Below are 21,513 nucleotides of genomic sequence, written 5' to 3' on the forward strand. Positions count from 1 at the left end.
GGAGGTCAGACATGTCTGCGTCCGACGACGCCGAGCGTGCTGGCACTGCCCGCGACCACGAGAGCGGCGACGCCGCTCGCACCGTCCTCGACGAGCACGACATCTCCCGGGCCCTGACCCGCATCACGCACGAGATCCTCGAGCGCAACCGTGATTCCGCCGGGCTGGTCCTGCTGGGCATCCCCACGCGAGGCGTGCACCTGGCGCGTCGCATCGCCGAGCGGATGTCCGAGGTCGAGCAGCGCACCATCACGGCCGGCGCCCTCGACATCACGATGTACCGCGACGACCTGCGCCTCAAGCCGGCCCGTGCGCTCGAGCACACCGAGATCCCCGACGACATCGACGGCAAGGTCGTCGTGCTGATCGACGACGTGCTGTTCTCCGGCCGCACGATCCGTGCCGCGCTCGACGCCCTGACCGAGCTGGGACGCCCCAAGGCCGTCCAGCTCGCGGTGCTGATCGACCGCGGGCACCGCGAGCTGCCGATCCGCGCCGACTTCGTGGGCAAGAACCTGCCGACCTCGCTGGTCGAGAAGGTCAAGGTGCGGCTGAACGAGTCCGACGGCAGCGACGCGGTCTCGATCACCGACTCCGGACGCTCGGAGGTCTCGTCGTGATCACCAACCTGCTCAGCGCCGGCGACCTCGACCGCACCGACGCGATCCGCATCCTCGACACCGCCGAGGAGCTGCTCGGCGTCGCGAGCCGCCCCATCAAGAAGCTGCCGACCCTGCGCGGACGCACGGTCGTCAACCTGTTCTTCGAGGACTCGACCCGCACCCGCATCTCGTTCGAGGCCGCCGCCAAGCGTCTCAGCGCGGACGTCATCAACTTCTCCGCCAAGGGCTCGAGCGTGTCCAAGGGCGAGAGCCTCAAGGACACCGCCCTGACGCTGCAGGCCATGGGCGCCGACGCCGTCATCATCCGGCACCACTCCTCGGGCGCGCCCCACCGGCTGGCCCAGGCGCGCTGGACCAAGGGCGCGGTCATCAACGCCGGCGACGGCACCCACGAGCACCCCACGCAGGCGCTGCTCGACGCCTTCACGATGCGCCGGCACCTCGTCGAGTCGACGGGCACCGATCTCGCGGGCAAGAACGTCACGATCGTCGGCGACGTGCTGCACAGCCGCGTGGCCAGGTCCAACGCCCTGCTGCTGCACACGCTCGGCGCCCACGTCACGTTGGTGGCGCCGCCCACGCTGCTTCCGGTCGGGGTCGAGCACTGGCCCGTCGAGACGTCCTACGACCTCGACGCGTCGCTCGAGAAGGCCGATGCCGTGATGATGCTGCGCGTGCAGGCCGAGCGCATGAACGCCTCGTACTTCCCGAGCGCTCGGGAGTACTCGCGCCGCTACGGCCTCGACACGGCCCGCCTGGGCCGCCTGCCGTCGCACGCGATCGTGATGCACCCCGGTCCGATGAACCGCGGCATGGAGATCACGGCCGATGTCGCCGACCACGTCCGCTCGGTCATCGTCGAGCAGGTCACCAACGGTGTCGCCGTCCGCATGGCCGTGCTCTACCTCCTCCTCGGCGGCGCGTCCGGCGAGCCCGAAGCAAGTGAAGAAGGAACGTCATGAGCAGCTACGTCATCCGGGGAGCACGGCTCCTCGGCAACGATCCGGTCGACATCGTGTTCGCCGACGGCGTGATCACGGCCGTCGGTCCGGGCGCCGCCGCCGAGGTCAGCGGTCACGACGAGATCGACGGCACGGGCCTCGTCGCCCTGCCCGGCCTGGTCGACCTGCACACGCACGTGCGCGAGCCCGGCCGTGAGGACGCCGAGACGGTGCTGACCGGCTCGCGCGCCGCGGCCCGCGGCGGTTTCACGTGCGTGCACGCGATGGCCAACACCGAGCCCGTGGCCGACACCGCCGGCGTCGTCGAGCAGGTGTGGCGCCTCGGACGCGAGGGCGGCTACTGCGACGTGCAGCCCGTCGGTGCCGTGACGGTCGGCCTGCAGGGCTCTCAGCTGGCCGAGCTCGGCGCGATGGCCGACTCCGCGGCGGGCGTTCGGGTGTTCTCCGACGACGGCAAGTGCGTCTCGGACGCCGTGCTGATGCGCCGTGCGCTCGAGTACGTCAAGGCGTTCGACGGTGTCGTCGCGCAGCACGCCCAGGAGCCGCGGCTCACCGAGGGCGCGCAGATGAACGAGGGACCGTTGTCCGGCGAGCTCGGGCTGGTCGGCTGGCCGGCGGTCGCCGAGGAGGCGATCATCGCCCGCGACGTCCTGCTGGCCGAGCACGTCGGCTCGCGCCTGCACGTGTGCCACCTCTCGACGCGCGGATCGGTCGAGATCGTCCGCTGGGCCAAGAGCCGTGGCATCGACGTGACGGCCGAGGTCACGCCGCACCACCTGCTGCTGAGCGACGACCTCGTGCGGGGCTACGACCCGATCTACAAGGTCAACCCGCCCCTGCGGTCCAACGACGACGTCGAGGCCGTCCGCGAGGGCCTGGCCGACGGGACGATCGACATCGTCGCGACCGACCACGCGCCGCACCCCATGGAGGACAAGGAGTGCGAGTGGTCCGCTGCGGCCTTCGGCATGATCGGCCTCGAGACCGCGCTGTCGGTGGTCCAGCAGACGATGGTCGACACCGGCCGTCTCACGTGGGAGCAGGTGGCTGCGGCGATGTCGACCAGGCCCGCCTCGATCGGTCGCGTGACGAACCAGGGACGTCCGCTGGCCGTGGGCGAGCCCGCCAACATCGTGCTGGTCGACCCGGCTGCGAGCCGGACGATCGACGCGCGCGACACCGCCTCGTTGTCGCGCAACACCCCCTACGCCGGGCTGACCCTGCCCGGCACCGTCGTCGCGACGTTCCTGCGCGGCAGACCGACCGTCCGTGACGGCGAACTCGTCACCCCGTTGTCCAAGGAAGGTGTCAGCGCATGACCGAAGCAGTTCTCGTGCTCGAGGACGGCCGCGTGTTCCGCGGCGAGTCCTTCGGAGCGATCGGCGAGACGATCGGCGAGATCGTCTTCAGCACCGGCATGACCGGGTACCAGGAGACCTTGACCGACCCCTCCTACAAGGGGCAGATCGTGGCGATGACCGCCCCTCACATCGGCAACACCGGGGTCAACGACGAAGACTTCGAGTCGCGTCGCATCTGGGTCGACGGCTACGTGGTGCGCGATCCCGCGCGCGTGCGCAGCAGCTGGCGTGCCAACCGCTCGCTCGACGACGAGCTCTCGGCGCAGGGGGTCGTCGGCATCTCCGGCGTCGACACCCGCGCGCTGACCCGTCACCTCCGCGAGCGCGGCTCGATGCGGGGCGCGATCAGCTCGTCGTCGGCCGACGTCGAGTCGCTGCTGGCACGGGTCAACGCGGCGCCGACGATGAAGGGCGCCAGCTTCCTCGCCGACGTCACGACCGAGCAGACGTACGTCGTCCCGGCGGTGGGCGAGAAGCGGTTCACCGTCGCGGCGATCGACCTCGGCATCAAGGGCATGACCCCGCGCCGCATGGCCGAGCGCGGCATCGAGGTGCACGTCATGCCCGCGACCTCGACGTTCGAAGAGGTCGCCGCGGTCGCCCCCGACGGCGTCTTCATGTCGAACGGTCCGGGTGACCCCGCCGCGGCCGACCACGCCGTCGCCCTGCTCAAGCAGGTGCTGGCCGCAGGCATCCCGTACTTCGGCATCTGCCTGGGCAACCAGATCTTCGGCCGGGCGCTCGACCGAGGCACCTACAAGCTGGTCTACGGCCACCGCGGCATCAACCAGCCCGTGCAGGACCTGACGACGGGCAAGGTCGAGATCACGGCGCACAACCACGGCTTCGCCGTCGATGCGCCGCTGGCGGGCCAGTTCGACACGCCGTTCGGCCCCGGGCGGGTGACCCACGTGTGCCTCAACGACGACGTCGTCGAGGGCCTCGCCCTGCTCGACCAGCCCGCGTTCAGCGTCCAGTACCACCCGGAGGCCGCGGCCGGACCGCACGACGCGGCCTACCTCTTCGACAGATTCGTGGAGCTCATGCAGACAGACAAGACCGGCGCCGACGTCCAGGCAGGTGCCTGATGCCCAAGAGAACTGACATCAAGAGCGTCCTGGTGATCGGCTCCGGCCCGATCGTCATCGGCCAGGCCTGCGAGTTCGACTACTCCGGCACCCAGGCGTGCCGCGTGCTGCGTGAGGAGGGCATCAGGGTCATCCTGATCAACTCCAACCCGGCGACGATCATGACCGATCCCGAGTTCGCCGACGCGACGTACGTCGAGCCGATCACTCCCGAGTTCGTCGAGAAGGTCATCGCCAAGGAGCGTCCCGACGCGCTGCTCGCGACGCTGGGCGGCCAGACGGCTCTCAACGCCGCGATCCAGATGCACGACGCGGGCGTGCTCAAGAAGTACGACGTCGAGCTCATCGGTGCCTCGATCGACGCGATCCAGAAGGGCGAGAACCGCGAGAGCTTCAAGGAGGTCGTCGCGACCCTGCCGCCCGAGTGGGGCGCGGAGTCGGCCAACTCCGTCATCTGCCACACGATGCAGGAGTGCCTCGACGGCGTCGAAGGACTCGGCGGGTACCCGGTCGTCGTCCGTCCCAGCTTCACGATGGGCGGCTCGGGCTCCGGCCTGGCGTACGACGAGGCCGACCTGCACCGCATCGCCGGCTCCGGCCTGGCGCTCAGCCCGACCACCGAGGTGCTCCTGGAGGAGTCGATCCTCGGCTGGAAGGAGTACGAGCTCGAGGTCATGCGCGACACCGCCGACAACGTCGTGATCGTGTGCTCGATCGAGAACTTCGACCCCATGGGCGTCCACACGGGCGACTCCATCACGGTCGCGCCGGCCATGACCCTGACCGACGTCGAGTACCAGCGGCTGCGCGACATCTCGATCGGCATCATCCGCGAGGTCGGCGTCGACACGGGCGGCTGCAACATCCAGTTCGCGGTCAACCCCGAGGACGGCCGCATCGTCGTCATCGAGATGAACCCCCGCGTCTCGCGCTCCTCGGCCCTGGCGTCGAAGGCCACGGGATTCCCGATCGCCAAGATCGCCGCGAAGGTCGCGATCGGCTACACGCTCGACGAGATCCCCAACGACATCACGGCCAAGACGCCCGCGTCGTTCGAGCCGACGCTCGACTACGTCGTGGTCAAGGTCCCGCGGTTCGCGTTCGAGAAGTTCCCGGCCGCCGACCCGACCCTGACGACGCACATGAAGTCGGTCGGCGAGGCGATGGCGATCGGCCGCAACTTCACCGAGGCGCTGCAGAAGGCGCTGCGGTCGCTGGAGCGTCCCGAGGCGGTGTTCGACTGGAGCAAGACCTGGGTCGAGCTCGACAAGCAGACCCTGCTCGAGCAGGTCGCGGTGCCGCACGACGGCCGCATCAAGAAGGTCATGGACGCCATCCGCGCCGGCGCGACGCCCGAGGAGATCTTCGACGCCACCAAGATCGACCCGTGGTTCGTCGACCAGCTGGCGCTGATCAACGAGATCGCGGTCGACCTCATCGACGCTCCCGAGCTGTCGCCGTCGCTGCTGCGCCGCGCCAAGCGCCACGGCTTCTCCGACGTCCAGCTCGGACGCATCCGCGGCATGAGCGAGGACGTCGTCCGCGGCGTACGGCACGCGCTCGGCGTGCGTCCGGTCTACAAGACGGTCGACACGTGCGCTGCCGAGTTCGCTGCCACCACGCCGTACCACTACTCGTCGTACGACGAGGAGACCGAGGTCGCGCCGCGCACGCGTCCGGCCGTGCTGATCCTCGGCAGCGGGCCCAACCGCATCGGCCAGGGCATCGAGTTCGACTACTCGTGCGTGCACGCCGCGATGGCGCTGTCCGACGCGCCCAACGGGCTCGGCGGCTACGAGACCATCATGGTCAACTGCAACCCCGAGACCGTCTCGACCGACTACGACACCGCCGACCGCCTCTACTTCGAGCCGCTGACGCTCGAGGACGTGCTCGAGATCGTGCACGCCGAGCAGCAGGCCGGTCCCGTGGCCGGCGTCATCGTGCAGCTCGGCGGCCAGACGCCGCTCGGCCTCGCGGCGGGTCTCGAGGCTGCCGGTGTGCCCATCGTGGGCACCCAGCCGGCGGCGATCGAGCTGGCCGAGGAGCGCGGCGCGTTCGCGCGCGTGCTGGCCGAGGCGGGGCTGGTCGCCCCCAAGAACGGCATGGCGACGACGTTCGACCACGCCAAGGAGATCGCCGACGAGATCGGCTACCCCGTGCTCGTGCGTCCCTCGTACGTCCTGGGCGGTCGCGGCATGGAGATCGTCTACGACGAGGAGACCCTCGCCGACTACATCGGCCGGGCCACCGAGATCTCGCCCGACCGGCCCGTGCTGGTCGACCGGTTCCTCGACGACGCGATCGAGATCGACGTCGACGCGCTCTACGACGGCCACGAGCTGTTCCTCGGCGGCGTCATGGAGCACATCGAGGAGGCCGGCGTGCACTCGGGCGACTCGGCCTGCGCCCTGCCGCCCATCACGCTGGGCGACCTCGAGATCCAGCGCATCCGCGAGGCCACCGAGGCCATCGCCCACGGCGTCGGCGTGCGGGGCCTGGTCAACATCCAGTTCGCGCTGTCGTCCGACATCCTCTACGTGATCGAGGCCAATCCGCGGGCCTCGCGCACCGTCCCGTTCGTCTCGAAGGCGACCGCGACCAAGCTCGCCAAGGCCGCCGCCCGGCTCATGCTGGGCGAGACCATCGCCGAGCTGCGCGCGGCGGGCGCCCTGCCCGCGACCGGCGACGGCGGGCGGCTGCCCGACAACGCGCCGATCGCGGTCAAGGAGGCGGTCATGCCGTTCAACCGCTTCCGCACCTACGAGGGCACCTACGTCGACACGCTGCTCGGCCCCGAGATGCGATCGACGGGCGAGGTCATGGGCTTCGACGCGGGCTTCGGCCAGGCGTTCGCCAAGTCGCAGGCCGGCGCCCAGAACGGCCTGCCGACGTCGGGCAAGGTGTTCGTGTCGGTCGCCAACCGCGACAAGCGGCACATGATCTTCCCGGTCAAGCGGCTGGCCGACCTCGGCTTCGAGATCCTGGCCACCAGCGGCACCGCCGTCGTCCTGGCGCGCAACGGCGTCAAGGCCACGGTCATCCGCAAGCTCAACGAGGAGCCGCTCGACGGGCAGGTCCGCAGCACGATCGTCGAGAAGATCCACGACCAGGACGTGCAGCTGATCATCAACACCCCGCACGGCGTCACCTCGGGCGGCAGCCCGCGCATCGACGGCTACGAGATCCGCACGGCTGCGGTCGCCGAGGGCATCCCGTGCATCACCACGGTGCAGGGCCTGGCCGCCGCGGTGCAGGGCATCGAGGCGCTCATCGAGGGGAGCATCGGCGTCACCTCGCTGCAGGACTGGGGCCGCATCGTCACCGAGGCGAGGGGCTGACATGAGCTTCGGCAGTCGTGCGCACGTCGCGATGCAGGCGTACGGACCGGCCTGCATCGGCATCGACCCGCACCCGTCGCTGCTCGAGCAGTGGGGCCTGCCGGACGACATCGAGGGCCTCGACCGCTTCGCGAGAACATGTGTCGAGGCGTTCGCCGGACAGGTCGCGTTCGTCAAGCCGCAGTCGGCGTTCTTCGAGCGCTTCGGGGCCAGGGGAGTGGTGGTCCTCGAACGGACGATCGAGGACCTGCGCCACACCGGCTCGCTGGTGGTGCTCGACGTCAAGCGCGGCGACATCGGGTCGACGGCGCAGGCCTACGCCGATGCCTATCTCGACGACGACGCCCCGATGGCTGCCGACGCGATCACCGTCAGCCCGTACCTGGGCTTCGGCTCGCTGACGCCGTTCTTCGAGGTGGCCGAGAAGAACGATGCCGGAGTCTTCGTCCTCGCCCTGACCTCCAACCCCGAGGGACCCGACGTGCAGCACGCCGTGCGCGGCGACCGCACGGTCGCCGGTTCGGTGCTGGCGCAGCTGGCCGAGCTCAACGCCGGCGCGTCGCCGATGGGATCGTACGGCGCCGTGGTCGGAGCCACGATCGGCAGCTCGTCGGAGGACCTCGCGATCAACGGCCCCCTGCTGGTGCCGGGGTTCGGGGCCCAAGGCGGCACCGTCGACGACATCCGCCGGCTGTTCGGCGACGTCATCGACCAGGTCATCCCGTCGACGTCCCGCGGGGTGCTGTCCGCCGGCCCCGACGTCGCGGCCCTGCGCGACGCCGCGTCACGCGTCAACGCCGAACTTGTAGGGTCGTGAGGGCCCGCCCAGGGCCGCCCGACCGAGGAGACCGAATGAACAGGCACCGGACGACCAAGACCGCTGCCGCGCTCGCGACGACCCTGCTCGCGGCCGCCGTGCTGAGCGGGTGCGGCGGCGACAGCGCCTACTGCGCCGCCGTGAAGGACAACCAGCGCGCCCTCAACAGCTTCGGCTCGGCCGCGACCGACGTCGCCTTCGCCAAGGAGGCCCGGGCGGTGCGTCGCATCGCGGCGACCCACCCCGAGAAGATCGGCCGAGACTGGACCACGATCGACACGGCGATGCGCGGCGTGCAGAAGGCGCAGAAGAAGGCCGGCATCACCTTCGACGGCCTCAACGACCCCGAGAAGCGGGCCGAGGCCGACGACGCCGACGTCGAGGCGATCCAGAAGGCCTATGCCCGGTTCAACGACACGGCCAAGCAGCGCAAGGCCGTGGTCGAGGACGTCCAGAAGACCTGCGACGTCACGCTGAAGTGACCCGGCGACCGTACCGATCTGAGAGGTGACCCCTGTGGCACTCCCGAGTCTCACCACCGAGCAGCGCGCCGCCGCGCTGGAGAAGGCGGCCGCGGCACGTCAGGCGCGGGCCGACGTCAAGGCCCGCCTCAAGACGTCCGAGCTGTCGCTCGCCGAGGTGCTGCAGCGAGCGACCGACGACGAGGTGGTGGCCAAGCTGCGCGTGGTCGACCTGTTGCAGGCCATGCCAGGCGTCGGCGCGGTGCGCGCCCACGAGATCATGCAGCGCATCGGCATCGCCGAGAGCCGGCGCCTGCGCGGGCTGGGCGCCAAGCAGGTCGCAGCGCTGCTGGCCGAGTTCGGCGAGCGGTCGGACCGGTCCGACCGTGGCTGACACGGCAGGCGCAGGACGCTCCCGCCTCGTCGTGCTCGCCGGCCCCACCGCGGTCGGCAAGGGCACGGTCGCCGCCTGCGTGCGCGAGCGCCACCCCGACATCTGGATCTCGGTGTCGGTCACGACGCGGCCGGCCCGACCCGGCGAGGTCGACGGCGTGCACTACCACTTCATCTCCGACGAGGAGTTCGACCGGCTCGTCGCCGACGACGGTCTGCTCGAGTGGGCCGTCGTGCACAGCGCGGCCCGGTACGGCACCCCGCGCGCCCAGGTCGAGGAGCACCTGGCGGCCGGTGTGCCCGCCCTGCTCGAGATCGACCTGCAAGGCGCGCGCCAGGTCCGCACCACCATGCCGGACGCCCTGATGTGCTTCCTGAAGCCGCCGAGCTTCGAGGAGCTGGAGCGCCGGCTGGTCGGTCGCGGCACCGAGGGGCCCGAGGAGCGCGAGCGTCGTCTGCGCACGGCACGCACCGAGCTGGCCGCCGAGTCGGAGTTCGACGTCACGATCGTCAACACCGATGTCGAGGCCGCGTGCGAGGAATTGGTAGACTTGTTCCGTTCCGGCTCCGGCCGGGCCCGTTCGTGAGCGAACGCCCGCGTCTTTCCACCACTCTTCTCTCTCTGTGAGGCTCTGTGTCCACGACACGTTCCACCGCCATCGGCATCACCAACCCGCCCCTCGACGACCTGCTCGAGAAGGCGGACAGCAAGTACAAGCTGGTCCTCTACAGCGCCAAGCGTGCGCGCCAGATCAACGCGTACTACTCGCAGCTCGGCGAGGGTCTGCTCGAGTACGTCGGCCCGCTGCTCGAGACCGGCGTCCAGGAGAAGCCGCTGTCGATCGCGCTGCGCGAGATCAACGCCGAGCTGCTGACCGTCGAGGACATCGACCCCGAGGCCGAGGCCGCCGCTGCGGCTGCCGCCGCCGAGAAGGCCTGAGCCGCACCGCCCCGGTCACGTCCATGACCACCGAAGTCGTCCTCGGCGTCGCCGGCGGCATCGCGTCCTACAAGGCCGCCGAGCTGCTGCGCCTGTTCACCGAGTCCGGTCACAGCGTCCGCGTCGTCCCCACGGAGTCGTCCCTGCACTTCGTGGGGACGTCGACGTGGGAGGCGTTGAGCGGCAAGCCCGTCCAGGTCGGTGTCTTCGAGCACGTCGACGAGGTGGCGCACGTGCGCATCGGTCGCTCGGCCGACCTCGTGGTGGTTGCTCCAGCCACCGCCAACCTGCTGGCCAAGGCCGCCCACGGCCTGGCCGACGACCTGCTGACCACCACGCTGCTCACCGCGACGTGCCCCGTGATGTTCGTCCCGGCGATGCACACCGAGATGTGGGAGAACGCCGCGACGCAGGCCAACGTCGCCACCCTGCGCTCCCGTGGCCACGTGGTCGTCGAGCCGGCGGTCGGTCGTCTCACGGGAGCCGACACCGGCAAGGGACGTCTGCCCGACCCCGCGGCGATCTTCGCCGCCGCGCGCGACCTGCTCGAGGCGCGGCCCCGCGACCTGACGGGTCGCCACGTCGTGGTCTCCGCCGGCGGCACCCGTGAGTTCCTCGACCCCGTGCGCTTCCTCGGCAACCGCTCGTCCGGACGGCAGGGGTACGCGCTGGCCGAGGCCGCGGTCTCACGCGGCGCACGGGTCACGGTCGTGGCCGCCAACGTCGAGCTGCCGGTCCCGGCCGGCGTCGACGTCGTCCCGGTCGTCAGCACCGAAGAGCTGCGCCAGCAGGTGCACGCGGCCAGCGCCGGCGCCGACGCCGTCGTGATGGCCGCGGCGCCCGCCGACTTCCGCCCCGCCGAGCACGTCGACGCCAAGATCAAGAAGACCGACGACGGCACGACTCCCGAGATCCGCCTGGTCGAGAACCCCGACATCCTCGTCGAGCTCGTGGCGGCGCGAGGCGCCGCCGGCGCTCGGCCGGTCATCGTGGGCTTCGCCGCCGAGACGGGCGACGCGACCGCCACGGTGCTAGAGCACGCCCGGGCCAAGCTGGCCCGCAAGGGCTGCGACCTGCTCGTGGTCAACGACGTCAGCGACGGCAAGGTGTTCGGCCTCGACACCACCGAGGCCGTGTTGCTCGGCGCGGACGGCACGGTCGTCGAGGTGCCGCCCGCGAGCAAGAGCGTCCTGGCGCACAGCATCTGGGACGCCGTCGTCCAGCGCTTGGATTGACCAAGACCCCTCGGCATCTCGCTCGTTACACTCTCGAACAGACATCAACCCAGGAGAAAATGTGAGCCGCTTCTTCACGTCCGAGTCCGTGACCGAAGGTCACCCGGACAAGATCGCCGATCAGATCAGCGACAGCGTCCTCGACGCCCTGCTCGCGCAGGACCCCAAGAGCCGCGTGGCGTGCGAGACCTTCATCACCACGGGTCTGATCGTCGTCGGTGGAGAGGTCACCACCGAGGCCTACGCCGACATCGCGAAGATCGCGCGCGACCGCGTGCTCGAGATCGGCTACGACTCGTCGGTCAAGGGCTTCGACGGCGGCTCGTGCGGCGTGCAGATCACCCTCGACGCGCAGTCGCCCGACATCGCCCAGGGCGTCGACACGGCCTTCGAGGGCCGCACCGAGGGATCGGCCGACCCGCTCGACCTGCAGGGTGCCGGCGACCAGGGCCTGATGTTCGGCTTCGCGTGCGACGAGACGCCCGAGCTGATGCCGCTGCCGATCACGATCGCGCACCGCCTGGCCGAGCAGCTCACCGCGGTCCGCAAGGACGGCACGCTGCCCTACCTGCGTCCCGACGGCAAGACCCAGGTCACGGTCGAGTACGACGAGAACGACAAGCCCGTCCGCGTCGACACCGTCGTGCTGTCGACGCAGCACGAGGACGGCATCGACCTCGACGCCACGCTCGCCGTCGACATCAAGAAGCACGTCGTCGACGTGGTCCTGGCCAATTTCGACGTCGACATCTCCGACTACCGGCTGCTGGTCAACCCCACGGGCAAGTTCGTCATCGGCGGTCCGATGGGCGACGTGGGCCTGACCGGTCGCAAGATCATCGTCGACACCTACGGGGGCTACGCGCGCCACGGCGGCGGAGCGTTCTCCGGCAAGGACCCCAGCAAGGTCGACCGCTCGGCCGCCTACGCGATGCGCTGGGTCGCCAAGAACATCGTCGCCGCCGGGCTGGCCAGCAAGGTCGAGGTGCAGGTCGCCTACGCGATCGGCAAGGCGCACCCGGTCGGCTTCTACGTCGAGGCCTTCGGCACCGAGACGGTCCCGGTCGACACGATCCGTGCCGCCGTGCTCGAGGTCTTCGACCTGCGTCCGGCCGCGATCATCCGCGATCTCGACCTGCTCAAGCCGATCTACGCCCAGACTGCCGCCTACGGCCACTTCGGCCGTGAGCTGCCGGGCGTCGTGTGGGAGACCACCGACCGCGCCGAGGCGCTCAAGGCCGCTGCCGGCGCCTGATCGCACGTCCTCGCGACGCCCCTGCCCGTCCGGGTGGGGGCGTCGTCGTGTCGGCGGCGGCTGGTAGAACAGCAGCGTGACGACGGGGGAGACGGACAGGCCGGCCGACGCGGCCGAGCAGCTGTCGCTCGTGCCCGTTCCCGCGGCCGAACCCGTCCCCGAATCGCGGCCGACCGCCGTCGTGCGTCCCGTCGCGAAGGTCGTGGTCGACTCCGGGCTCGCCCACCTCGACCGTCCCTTCGACTACGCCGTGCCGGCCGACCTCGACCTGCAGGCGGTGCCGGGCTGCCGCGTCAAGGTGCGCTTCGCGGGGCGACTCGTCGACGGCTTCGTCGTCGAGCGCGTCGACCGCACCGAGCACCTCGGCCGGCTCGCACCCCTCGCGAAGGTCGTCTCGTCCGAGGTCGTGCTGACGCCCGAGGTGCTCGACCTCGCCCGGATCGTCGCCGACCGGTACGCCGGGGTGCTCGGCGACGTCCTGAGGCTCGCGATCCCGCCGCGTCATGCCCGGGCCGAGAAGGCACCGCGCCCACGGCGCGACGACGCGGTCTCGGTCGCGAGCCTCGACGGCTGGCAGACGTACGTCCACGGGCTCGGCTTCGTGACCTCGTTGCAGGCCGGCGAGAGCCCGCGGGCCTGGTGGACCGCGGTGCCCGGTGCCGACCCGGCCCGCCTCGTCGCCGAGGCGGTGCTGGCGACGCTGGCGTCCGGCCGGGGAGCCGTGGTCTGCGTCCCCGACGTGCGCGACGTCGCGCGGTGGGACGCGGTGTTCACCGACGTGCTGGGCGCCGACCGGCACGTCGCGCTCACGGCGGCGCAGCCCGCCGAGCGACGCTACCGCTCGTTCCTGGCAGCGGCACGTGGAGACGTCCGGGTCGTCCTCGGCACCCGTGCCGCGGCCCTCGCACCCGTCGCCGACCTGGGCCTGGTCGTGATGTGGGACGACGGCGACGACCTGTTCGCCGAGCCGCGTGCGCCCTACCCGCACGCCCGCGAGGTGCTGCTGCTGCGCGCCGCCCGTCAGGCGACGGCGGTGCTGATCGGCGGATACGCCCGCACGGCCGAGGGGCAGTCGCTGGTCGAGAGCGGCTGGTGCACCGAGCTGGCCGCCGAGCAGCGCGCGCGTCGCCGGGCGTGGCCGCAGCTCGAGGTCACCGACGGCTCGACCGCGGGTGCCGCACCGGTCCGTCTGCCGCAGCAGGCGTTCAGGGCCATCCGCGCGGCGGAGGGATCGGTGCTCATCCAGGTGCCGCGCCGCGGCTACCGCGACGTCCTCGCGTGCCAGACGTGTCGCGAGCCGGCGCGCTGCGCCGAGTGCCAAGGCCCGTTGGGGCAGCCGTCGGCGTCGGCGCCGGTCGCGTGCCGGTGGTGCGGGCGCGAGGCGTCGCCGTGGGAGTGCCCGCACTGCCACGGCACGTCGCTGCGGTCTCCGGTGGTCGGGGCCCTGCGGACGGCCGAGGAGTTCGCTCGCGCCTTCCCCGACCGCGAGGTCGTCACGTCGGGCGGCTCGTCGGTGCTCGACGACCTGCCGGCCGGGCGTCGCATCGTGCTGTCGACGCCCGGCGCCGAGCCGCACGTCGAGGGAGGCTACGACGCCGTGATCCTGCTCGACACGTGGTTGATGCTGGGCCGCGAGGACGTCCGGGTCGACGAGGAGTCGCACCGGCGCTGGTTCAACGCGCTCGCCCTCGCCCGGCCGGGTGGCCGCGCCGTCGCGATCGGCGACCCACAGACGCTCCAGGCGCTGGTCCGGGCCGATCCGGCCGGCTTCGCAGCCCGCGAGCTCGCGAGTCGCACCGAGACGCACCTGCCGCCCGCCGCGCGACTCGTGACGGTCGACGGCCCCGACGACGTCCTCACCGATCTGGCCCGGCGCACGTGGACGCCCCACACCGAGGTGCTGGGGCCCGTGCCGGTCGACCAACGCTCACCCGACGCCGGCGAGCGCCTGATCCTGCGCACACCACGTCGCGAGGGAGCGACGCTCGCGGCCCAGCTCGCGGCCGTGGCGGCCGAGCGCAGCGCTGCGAAGCTGCCGGGCCTACGCATCCAGGTCGACCCGCCGACGTTCTAGCCCCGCGCCCTCGTGGGGCGGTGCGTTGGCGTCCACTGAGCCGGCCGCGGTGGACGCTGGCGCACCGCTCACGGGCTGCGGCCTAGACTCGCGGGGTGAGAATCGTCTTCGCAGGAACCCCCGAGACGGCGCTCCCGTCCCTCGAGGCGCTCGTGGCCAGCCGCCACGACGTCGTGGCCGTCGTGACCAGGCCCGACGCGCCGGCCGGTCGTGGACGCGCCGTGACGCCGTCGCCGGTCGCGCTGGCCGCCGAGGCCCACGGCATCGAGGTGCTCAAGCCCGCCAAGCCGTCCGATGCCGACTTCATGGCCCGCCTGCGCGAGCTGGCGCCCGACTGCGTCCCGATCGTGGCGTACGGCGCCCTGATCCGGCGTGAGGCCCTCGACATCCCGCCGTTCGGCTGGATCAACCTGCACTTCTCGGTGCTGCCGTCATGGCGCGGCGCAGCCCCCGTGCAGCGAGCCATCATGGCCGGCGACGAGGTCACGGGCGCGACGGTCTTCAGCCTGGTCGAGGAGCTCGACGCCGGGCCCGTGCTCGGCACCATCACCGAGCTGATCCGCGACGACGACACCACCGCCGACCTGCTCGCGCGGCTCGCCGACTGGGGCAGCAAGCTGCTCGTCGATGTCGTCGACCACATCGAGGACGGCGACATCGCCGCGGTGCCGCAGCCCGACGACAACATCTCCTTCGCACCCAAGCTGTCGACCGACGAGGCCCGCATCGACTGGAACCGCCCGGCGTTCGCGATCGACCGGCACATCCGCGGATGCACCCCGGCCCCTGGCGCCTGGACGACGCTGGGGGGCGAGCGGGTCAAGATCGGCCCCGCGTCGATCGCCGCCGAGAGCACCCTCGAGCCCGGGCACATCGATGCCGGCAAGCGCGAGGTGCGGGTCGGCACGTCCACGACCGACCTGGTGCTCGGTGACGTCCAGGCCGTGGGCAAGAAGCGCATGGCCGCCGCCGACTGGGGCCGCGGCACGTCGCTCGACGGGGCCTCTTTCGACGCTGCGGCGCCGACGGAGGGGACCGTCGCGTGACCGATCCGGTGCGGTCCGTCGCCTTCCACGCCCTGCGTGCGGTCAGCCACGACGACGCCTACGTCAACCTCGTCCTGCCCGCGATGCTCGACGAGCACCACATCGAGGGACGCGACGCGGCCTTCGCCACCGAGCTGGTGCACGGCACGCTGCGCCGACGGGGCACCTACGACGCGATCATCGACCACGTCGCCAGCAAGGGCATCGGGTCGATCGACGCCCCCGTGCTCGACGCGCTGCGGCTCGGCGCCCACCAGCTGCTGAGCATGCGCGTCCCAGCGCACGCCGCGGTCTCGACCACCGTCGACGTCGTGCGCCGCGAGATCGGGCACAAGCCGGTCCACTTCGCCAACGCGCTGCTGCGCAAGATCGGCCAGAAGGACCTCGACGGCTGGATCACCATCGTCACCGAGGGCCTCGACGGCCATGCGGCGCGCGCCGTCCGCACGTCGCACCCGCTCTGGATCGTCGAGGCCCTGCACCAGGCCCTCGGCGGTCACGGCGCACAGATCGACAAGCTGCTCGCTGCCGACAACGTCCCGCCGCGCGTGACGCTGGTGGCCCGCCCCGGTCTCAGCACGCCCGAGAGCCTTCCGGGCACCCCGGGCAAGCTGTCGCCGTACGCCCGCATCCTCGACGAGGGCGGCGACCCCGGGGCGCTCGCCGAGGTGCGCGACGGCCGCGCCGGCGTGCAGGACGAGGGCTCGCAGCTGGTCGCGATCGCGCTGGCCGAGGCCGACCTCGACGGCGCGGACGCCCGATGGCTCGACCTCTGCGCGGGTCCCGGCGGCAAGGCGGCCCTGCTGGGCGCCCTGGCGGCCGAGCGCGGCGCCCACCTGACGGCCAACGAGGTGCAGGAGCACCGCGCCGAGCTGGTGCGTCACGGCGTGCGCCGGCTGAGCAACGTCGACGTGACGGTGCACGACGGTCGAGAGGGTCCTTGGGAGGCCGGCACGTTCGACCGCGTGCTGGTCGACGCTCCGTGCACGGGCCTCGGCGCGCTGCGCCGCCGCCCCGAGTCGCGGTGGCGCCGCACACCTGCCGACCTCGACGGGCTCGTGCCGCTGCAGGAGGCGCTGCTCACGCGGGCGCTCGAGCTGGTCCGGCCCGGGGGAGTCGTGGCCTATGCCACGTGCTCGCCCCACGTGCGCGAGACCACCGGCGTCGTCGACGCCGTGACATCGGCGCGCGACGACGTCGAGGTCGTGTCGACGCAGCAGTGGTGGCCGCACATCGACGGCACCGACGCCATGTTCTGCGCGCTGATGCGGCGTCGCTAGGCTCCCCTCCATGGGCATCCAGATCACGCCGAGCATGCTGGCCAGCGACTTCGCCAACCTCGAGGCCGAGGCGGCCCGCATCAGCGGTGCCGACTGGCTCCACATGGACGTCATGGACAACCACTTCGTGCCCAACCTGACGCTGGGCGCGCCGGTGATCGAGGCGCTGGCCAAGGTCGCCAGCCAGCCGATCGACGCCCACCTGATGATCGAGGACCCCGACCGCTGGGCACCGGCCTACGTCGAGGCCGGCGCGAGCAGCGTCACCTTCCACGTCGAGGCCGCCGCGGCGCCGGTCAGGCTGGCCCGCGAGATCAGGGCGAAGGGCGCGCGCGCCTCGATGGCCCTCAAGCCCGCCACCCCCATCGAGCCGTACGCCGACATGCTGCCCGAGCTCGACATGGTGCTGATCATGACCGTCGAGCCCGGCTTCGGAGGTCAGAAGTTCCTCGACCTGTGCCTGCCGAAGATCCGACGCACCCGCGAGCTCATCAAGAGGCATGGCGGCGACATCTGGCTGCAGGTCGACGGCGGTGTCTCCGTCGAGACGATCGAGCGCTGCGCCGATGCCGGTGCCGACGTCTTCGTCGCCGGATCGGCCGTCTTCGGTGCCGACGACCCCGACGACATGGTGAGCCGGCTGCGGGCCCTGGGCGCGAGCGCGCAGGGCTCACATGCCGGACGTCACGTCCACTGACTGGATCGACCGCGCTAGAGTTCTCGTGAGCAGAAGCTTGCTCGCATGCTCCGGGGTCGGTGAAATTCCGAGCCGGCGGTCACAGTCCGCGACCCGCGGTCCCACTTCGGTGGGGCGCGGTTGAGCCGGTGGAACTCCGGCACCGACGGTTAAAGTCCGGATAGGAGGAGCGTGCGTCGTGGCGCCGGGCGCCGCGACGCTGGTGGTCGTGCTGACCACCGTCCCCGGGACACGTGAGCGCACACCACGACCCGGAGGACCACATGGCATCAGACGTCGAAGTCGCGGCGATGCGGCGGGCGCTCGACGCCGCCGGAGCCACCGACAGGACGCTGCCCAACCCCCGGGTCGGCTGCGTGCTGCTGGCGGGCGACGGCTCCGAGATCGCTGTCGGCGCGCACCACGGTGCCGGCACCCCGCACGCCGAGGTCGAGGCGCTGACGCAGGCCGGCGAGCGCGCCCGCGGTGCGACGGCGGTCGTTACGCTCGAGCCGTGCAACCACACCGGACGCACCGGGCCCTGCGCCCAGGCGCTGATCGACGCGGGCGTGGCCCGGGTCGTGTTCGCGCAGATCGATCCCGACCGCACGGCGTCCGGCGGGGCGTCGACGCTGCGGGCCGCGGGCATCGACGTCGAGGCGGGCGTGATGGCCGAGGAGGCCACCGACCTCAACGTCGAGTGGACGTTCGCCGTCACCGCCGGACGTCCGTTCGTCACGTGGAAGTACGCCGCCACCCTCGACGGCCTGAGCGCGGCCCCCGATGGCACCAGCAAGTGGATCACCAGCGAGCAGGCGCGCCGCGACGTGCAGACCTTCCGTGCCGAGGCCGATGCCATCGTGGCCGGCACTGGCGCGGTGCTGGCCGACGACCCGCGGCTGACCGTGCGCGACGAGCGCGACATGCCCGTACCGTTCGACCGCCAGCCGCTGCGCGTCGTGGTGGGCGAGACGACGATCCCCAACTACTTCCGCGTGTTCGACCGCGTCGCGCCGACGCTGATGATCCAGTCGCGCGATCCCGCCACGGTCCTGGCCAAGCTGGTCGACAACGGCATCCGGCACATCTGGCTCGAGGGCGGGCCGCGGCTGGCGGGCGCGTTCTGGAACGCCGGCGTGATCGATCGCATCATCGGCTACATGGCACCGGCGATGCTCGGCTCGGGGCGCGCCGCGCTCGAGGGCGAGGCGACCACGCTGGCCGACCTGCGCCCGATCGTCATCGAGGACCTCACGATGATCGGCCCCGACATCCGCATCATCGGCACCCCAGGGCGCATGCAACGAGAGGACTTCGACTGATGTTCACCGGACTCGTGGAGGAGAAGGGCACCGTCACCGCGGTCGAGCAGCTCGGCGACTCGGTACGACTGACGATCCGCGGCCCCGTCGTGACGTCGGACGCCGGGCACGGCGACTCGATCTCGGTCAACGGCTGCTGCCTGACGGTCATGACGCAGGACGGCGACACGTTCGGTGCCGACGTCATGCAGGAGTCGCTCGACAAGACCTCGCTGGGCGACCTCGCGGTCGGCTCGGAGGTCAACCTCGAGCGGGCCACGCAGGCCGGCGCCCGCCTCGGCGGGCACATCGTCCAGGGGCACGTCGACGGCACGGGACGCATCCTGGACCGCACACCCAGCGAGCACTGGGAGGTCGTCCGGGTGTCGGTGCCGTCCGACCTCGCCCGGTACCTCGTCGACAAGGGATCCGTCACGGTCGACGGCACGTCGCTGACGGTCGTCCAGGTCGTCGACGACGGCCCCGACGGCGCCTGGTTCTCGGTCTCGCTGATCCCGACCACCCTCGCCGACACGACCCTCGGCACGAAGGGCCCGGGCGACCGGGTCAACCTCGAGGTCGACATCCTCGCCAAGTACGTCGAGCGCCTGCTGGGCGCCCGGACGGCGGACCCCACGATCGAAGGACAGCCCTCATGACCGAGCACGACAGCGTCCGCCTCGACAGCATCGAGCGCGCCATCGCCGACTTCCGCGACGGCAAGGCCATCGTCGTCGTCGACGACGAGGACCGCGAGAACGAGGGCGACATCATCTTCGCGGCGAGCAAGGCGACTCCCGAGCTCATGGCCTTCCTGGTGCGCTACTCCAGCGGCCTGATCTGCGCGCCCATCACCGGTGAGATCCTCGACCGGCTGGCGATCCCGCTCATGACGCCGCACAACCGCGAGAAGATGCGCACCGCCTACACGGTCTCGATCGACGCGCGCGACGGCATCACGACCGGCATCTCGGCCACCGACCGCGCCCGCACCTGCCGGGTGCTGGCCGACTCGGCCACCGAGCCGTTCGAGCTCAACCAGCCGGGCCACATCATCCCGCTGCGGGCCAAACCCGGGGGAGTGCTGGAGCGGGCCGGCCACACCGAGGCCGCGGTCGACTTCGCCCGTCTGGCCGGTCTGACGCCGGCCGGCGTGATCGGTGAGGTGCTCAACGACGACGGCACGCTGATGCGCGCGCCCGAGCTGCGGGCCTTCGCCGACGAGCACGGCATCGCGCTGGTCTCGATCGAGGACCTCCAGGTGTACCGCCGCCTGCACGAGTCGCAGGTCGAGCGGCTGGCCACGACGCGCCTGCCGACCGAGTTCGGCGAGTTCCAGGCGCACGGCTACCGCGACCGCATCGAGGGCTCGGAGCACATCGCCCTCGTGCACGGCGATCCCGGCACCGAGGACGTGCTCGTGCGCATCCACTCCGAGTGCCTGACCGGTGACGTGTTCGGCTCGCGCCGATGCGACTGCGGCCCGCAGCTCGAGCTGTCGATGACCGAGATCACGCGGGCGGGCGCGGGCATCGTGGTCTACCTGCGCGGCCACGAGGGACGCGGCATCGGACTGCTGCACAAGCTGCAGGCCTACGCGCTGCAGGACTCCGGCAGCGACACGGTCGACGCCAACCTGCAGCTCGGCTTCGGCGAGGACGAGCGCGACTACGCCGCCGGCGCCCAGATCCTGCGCGATCTCGGCGTGACGTCGGCGCGCCTGCTGACCAACAATCCCGACAAGACGACGGCGCTCGAGGCGTACGGCGTCAAGGTCAGCGAGCGTCTGCCGCTGGTCATCGCCCCCACGGAGGACAGCCTGCGCTACCTCCAGACCAAGGCCGAGCGGATGGGCCACGACCTTCCCGGACTCGAGGAGAACATCTGATGTCAGGCAATGGAGCACCCACGATCTTCGTCGACGGCGAGGGCGCGCGCGTCGCGATCGTCGCCTCGCGCTGGCACACCGAGGTGATGGACGGCCTCATCGCCGGTGCCCAGGCAGCCCTGGCCGAGGCCAAGGTCACCGACGTCACCGTCGCGCGGGCGCCGGGCTCGTTCGAGCTGCCGATCCTGTGCCAGGCTTACGCGCGTCAGGGCTTCGACGCCGTCATCGCGCTGGGCGTCATCATCCGCGGCGGCACGCCCCACTTCGAGTACGTCTCGGCCGCCGCGACCGACGGGCTCAGCCGCGTCGCGCTCGACACGGGCGTGCCGATCGGCTTCGGGTTGCTGACCACCGACGACGAGGCGCAGGCCCTCGACCGGGCCGGTCTGGCCGACAGTCGCGAGGACAAGGGACGCGAGGCGGTCGAGGCGGCACTGTCCACCTGGAACGTGCTGCGCACCCTCGGCTGACGCACCGATAGACTCATCTGCGATGAAGACCTTCGACGACCTCTTCGCCGAGCTGGCCGACAAGGCAGCCCGTCGCCCCGAGGGCTCGCGCACCGTCGCCGAGCTCGATGCCGGCGTCCACTCGATCGGCAAGAAGCTCGTCGAGGAGGCCGCCGAGTCGTGGATGGCTGCCGAGCACGAGGGCCCCGAGCGCACGGCCGAAGAGATCAGCCAGCTGCTGTACCACGCGCAGGTCATGATGATCGCCTCCGGGCTGAGCCTCGACGACGTCTACGCGCATCTGTGACGGACCGGCACGGCTG

At 71.3% G+C, this 21,513-nt stretch carries 21 protein-coding genes and 1 riboswitch; all 21 genes read left to right on the forward strand.

What is annotated here, in order from left to right:
• Window positions 1-11: 11 nt before the first annotated feature.
• The 21 genes from pyrR (at window position 12) to DX116_RS12720 (ending at window position 21,497) form a co-directional block, all read left to right on the forward strand.
• Window positions 12-620: a bifunctional pyr operon transcriptional regulator/uracil phosphoribosyltransferase PyrR gene (pyrR, locus tag DX116_RS12620; RefSeq protein ID WP_119704617.1), complete on the forward strand. Its 609-nt coding sequence runs from the start codon at window positions 12-14 to the stop codon at window positions 618-620.
• Window positions 620-1,585 (forward strand): aspartate carbamoyltransferase catalytic subunit, encoded by a 966-nt coding sequence (locus tag DX116_RS12625; RefSeq protein ID WP_199716133.1) that lies wholly within the window; start codon window positions 620-622, stop codon window positions 1,583-1,585. The genes pyrR and DX116_RS12625 overlap by 1 nt, the downstream gene beginning before the upstream one ends.
• The gene (locus tag DX116_RS12630) at window positions 1,582-2,904 is read left to right on the forward strand and encodes a dihydroorotase (protein WP_119704619.1); all 1,323 of its coding nucleotides are present in this window, start codon (window positions 1,582-1,584) and stop codon (window positions 2,902-2,904) included. Before DX116_RS12625 ends, DX116_RS12630 begins: the two co-directional genes overlap by 4 nt.
• On the forward strand, window positions 2,901-4,034 hold the full coding sequence (gene carA / locus DX116_RS12635) for a glutamine-hydrolyzing carbamoyl-phosphate synthase small subunit (protein WP_119704620.1): 1,134 nt from the start codon (window positions 2,901-2,903) through the stop codon (window positions 4,032-4,034). The genes DX116_RS12630 and carA overlap by 4 nt, the downstream gene beginning before the upstream one ends.
• Window positions 4,034-7,375, forward strand: coding sequence for a carbamoyl-phosphate synthase large subunit (gene carB, locus DX116_RS12640; RefSeq protein ID WP_119704621.1), 3,342 nt, complete (start codon window positions 4,034-4,036; stop codon window positions 7,373-7,375). The genes carA and carB overlap by 1 nt, the downstream gene beginning before the upstream one ends.
• A 1-nt stretch (window position 7,376) precedes the next feature.
• Window positions 7,377-8,192: an orotidine-5'-phosphate decarboxylase gene (pyrF, locus tag DX116_RS12645; protein ID WP_119704622.1), complete on the forward strand. Its 816-nt coding sequence runs from the start codon at window positions 7,377-7,379 to the stop codon at window positions 8,190-8,192.
• A 35-nt stretch (window positions 8,193-8,227) separates the two neighbouring features.
• Complete coding sequence (locus DX116_RS12650) at window positions 8,228-8,674, forward strand: hypothetical protein (protein ID WP_119704623.1); 447 nt, start codon at window positions 8,228-8,230, stop codon at window positions 8,672-8,674.
• Between the two features lie 34 nt (window positions 8,675-8,708).
• Window positions 8,709-9,047 carry an integration host factor, actinobacterial type gene (gene mihF / locus DX116_RS12655; protein ID WP_119704624.1) on the forward strand — a complete coding sequence of 113 codons (339 nt, stop codon included), beginning with the start codon at window positions 8,709-8,711 and terminating at the stop codon, window positions 9,045-9,047.
• Entirely contained in the window at window positions 9,040-9,633 is a 594-nt protein-coding gene (gene gmk, locus DX116_RS12660) for a guanylate kinase (protein ID WP_199716069.1), read from the forward strand. The genes mihF and gmk overlap by 8 nt, the downstream gene beginning before the upstream one ends.
• 47 nt (window positions 9,634-9,680) lie before the next feature.
• A complete protein-coding gene (gene rpoZ / locus DX116_RS12665) occupies window positions 9,681-9,986 on the forward strand; it encodes a DNA-directed RNA polymerase subunit omega (protein ID WP_119704626.1) in 306 nt (101 codons plus the stop codon).
• A gap of 23 nt (window positions 9,987-10,009) precedes the next feature.
• Window positions 10,010-11,221 (forward strand): bifunctional phosphopantothenoylcysteine decarboxylase/phosphopantothenate--cysteine ligase CoaBC, encoded by a 1,212-nt coding sequence (gene coaBC, locus DX116_RS12670; RefSeq protein WP_119704627.1) that lies wholly within the window; start codon window positions 10,010-10,012, stop codon window positions 11,219-11,221.
• 61 nt (window positions 11,222-11,282) lie between these two features.
• Window positions 11,283-12,476, forward strand: coding sequence for a methionine adenosyltransferase (gene metK, locus DX116_RS12675; RefSeq protein WP_119704628.1), 1,194 nt, complete (start codon window positions 11,283-11,285; stop codon window positions 12,474-12,476).
• 76 nt (window positions 12,477-12,552) lie between these two features.
• Complete coding sequence (locus tag DX116_RS12680; RefSeq protein ID WP_233556735.1) at window positions 12,553-14,550, forward strand: primosomal protein N'; 1,998 nt, start codon at window positions 12,553-12,555, stop codon at window positions 14,548-14,550.
• A 95-nt stretch (window positions 14,551-14,645) separates the two neighbouring features.
• Window positions 14,646-15,596, forward strand: coding sequence for a methionyl-tRNA formyltransferase (gene fmt / locus DX116_RS12685; protein WP_119704629.1), 951 nt, complete (start codon window positions 14,646-14,648; stop codon window positions 15,594-15,596).
• Entirely contained in the window at window positions 15,593-16,876 is a 1,284-nt protein-coding gene (locus DX116_RS12690) for an RsmB/NOP family class I SAM-dependent RNA methyltransferase (protein ID WP_119704630.1), read from the forward strand. The genes fmt and DX116_RS12690 overlap by 4 nt, the downstream gene beginning before the upstream one ends.
• Window positions 16,877-16,886: 10 nt before the next feature.
• The gene (gene rpe, locus DX116_RS12695; RefSeq protein WP_119704631.1) at window positions 16,887-17,573 is read left to right on the forward strand and encodes a ribulose-phosphate 3-epimerase; all 687 of its coding nucleotides are present in this window, start codon (window positions 16,887-16,889) and stop codon (window positions 17,571-17,573) included.
• Between the two features lie 42 nt (window positions 17,574-17,615).
• Window positions 17,616-17,749, forward strand: a riboswitch (FMN riboswitch).
• 87 nt (window positions 17,750-17,836) lie between these two features.
• The gene (gene ribD / locus DX116_RS12700; protein WP_119704632.1) at window positions 17,837-18,874 is read left to right on the forward strand and encodes a bifunctional diaminohydroxyphosphoribosylaminopyrimidine deaminase/5-amino-6-(5-phosphoribosylamino)uracil reductase RibD; all 1,038 of its coding nucleotides are present in this window, start codon (window positions 17,837-17,839) and stop codon (window positions 18,872-18,874) included.
• Entirely contained in the window at window positions 18,874-19,512 is a 639-nt protein-coding gene (locus DX116_RS12705; protein ID WP_119704633.1) for a riboflavin synthase, read from the forward strand. The genes ribD and DX116_RS12705 overlap by 1 nt, the downstream gene beginning before the upstream one ends.
• Window positions 19,509-20,741 carry a bifunctional 3,4-dihydroxy-2-butanone-4-phosphate synthase/GTP cyclohydrolase II gene (locus DX116_RS12710; RefSeq protein WP_119704634.1) on the forward strand — a complete coding sequence of 411 codons (1,233 nt, stop codon included), beginning with the start codon at window positions 19,509-19,511 and terminating at the stop codon, window positions 20,739-20,741. Before DX116_RS12705 ends, DX116_RS12710 begins: the two co-directional genes overlap by 4 nt.
• Window positions 20,741-21,211, forward strand: coding sequence for a 6,7-dimethyl-8-ribityllumazine synthase (gene ribH, locus DX116_RS12715; RefSeq protein WP_119704635.1), 471 nt, complete (start codon window positions 20,741-20,743; stop codon window positions 21,209-21,211). The genes DX116_RS12710 and ribH overlap by 1 nt, the downstream gene beginning before the upstream one ends.
• 22 nt (window positions 21,212-21,233) lie before the next feature.
• The gene (locus DX116_RS12720) at window positions 21,234-21,497 is read left to right on the forward strand and encodes a phosphoribosyl-ATP diphosphatase (protein ID WP_119704636.1); all 264 of its coding nucleotides are present in this window, start codon (window positions 21,234-21,236) and stop codon (window positions 21,495-21,497) included.
• Window positions 21,498-21,513: the final 16 nt, after the last annotated feature.

The sequence above is a fragment of the Aeromicrobium endophyticum genome (assembly GCF_003586285.1).
Taxonomy (GTDB): domain Bacteria; phylum Actinomycetota; class Actinomycetes; order Propionibacteriales; family Nocardioidaceae; genus Aeromicrobium; species Aeromicrobium endophyticum.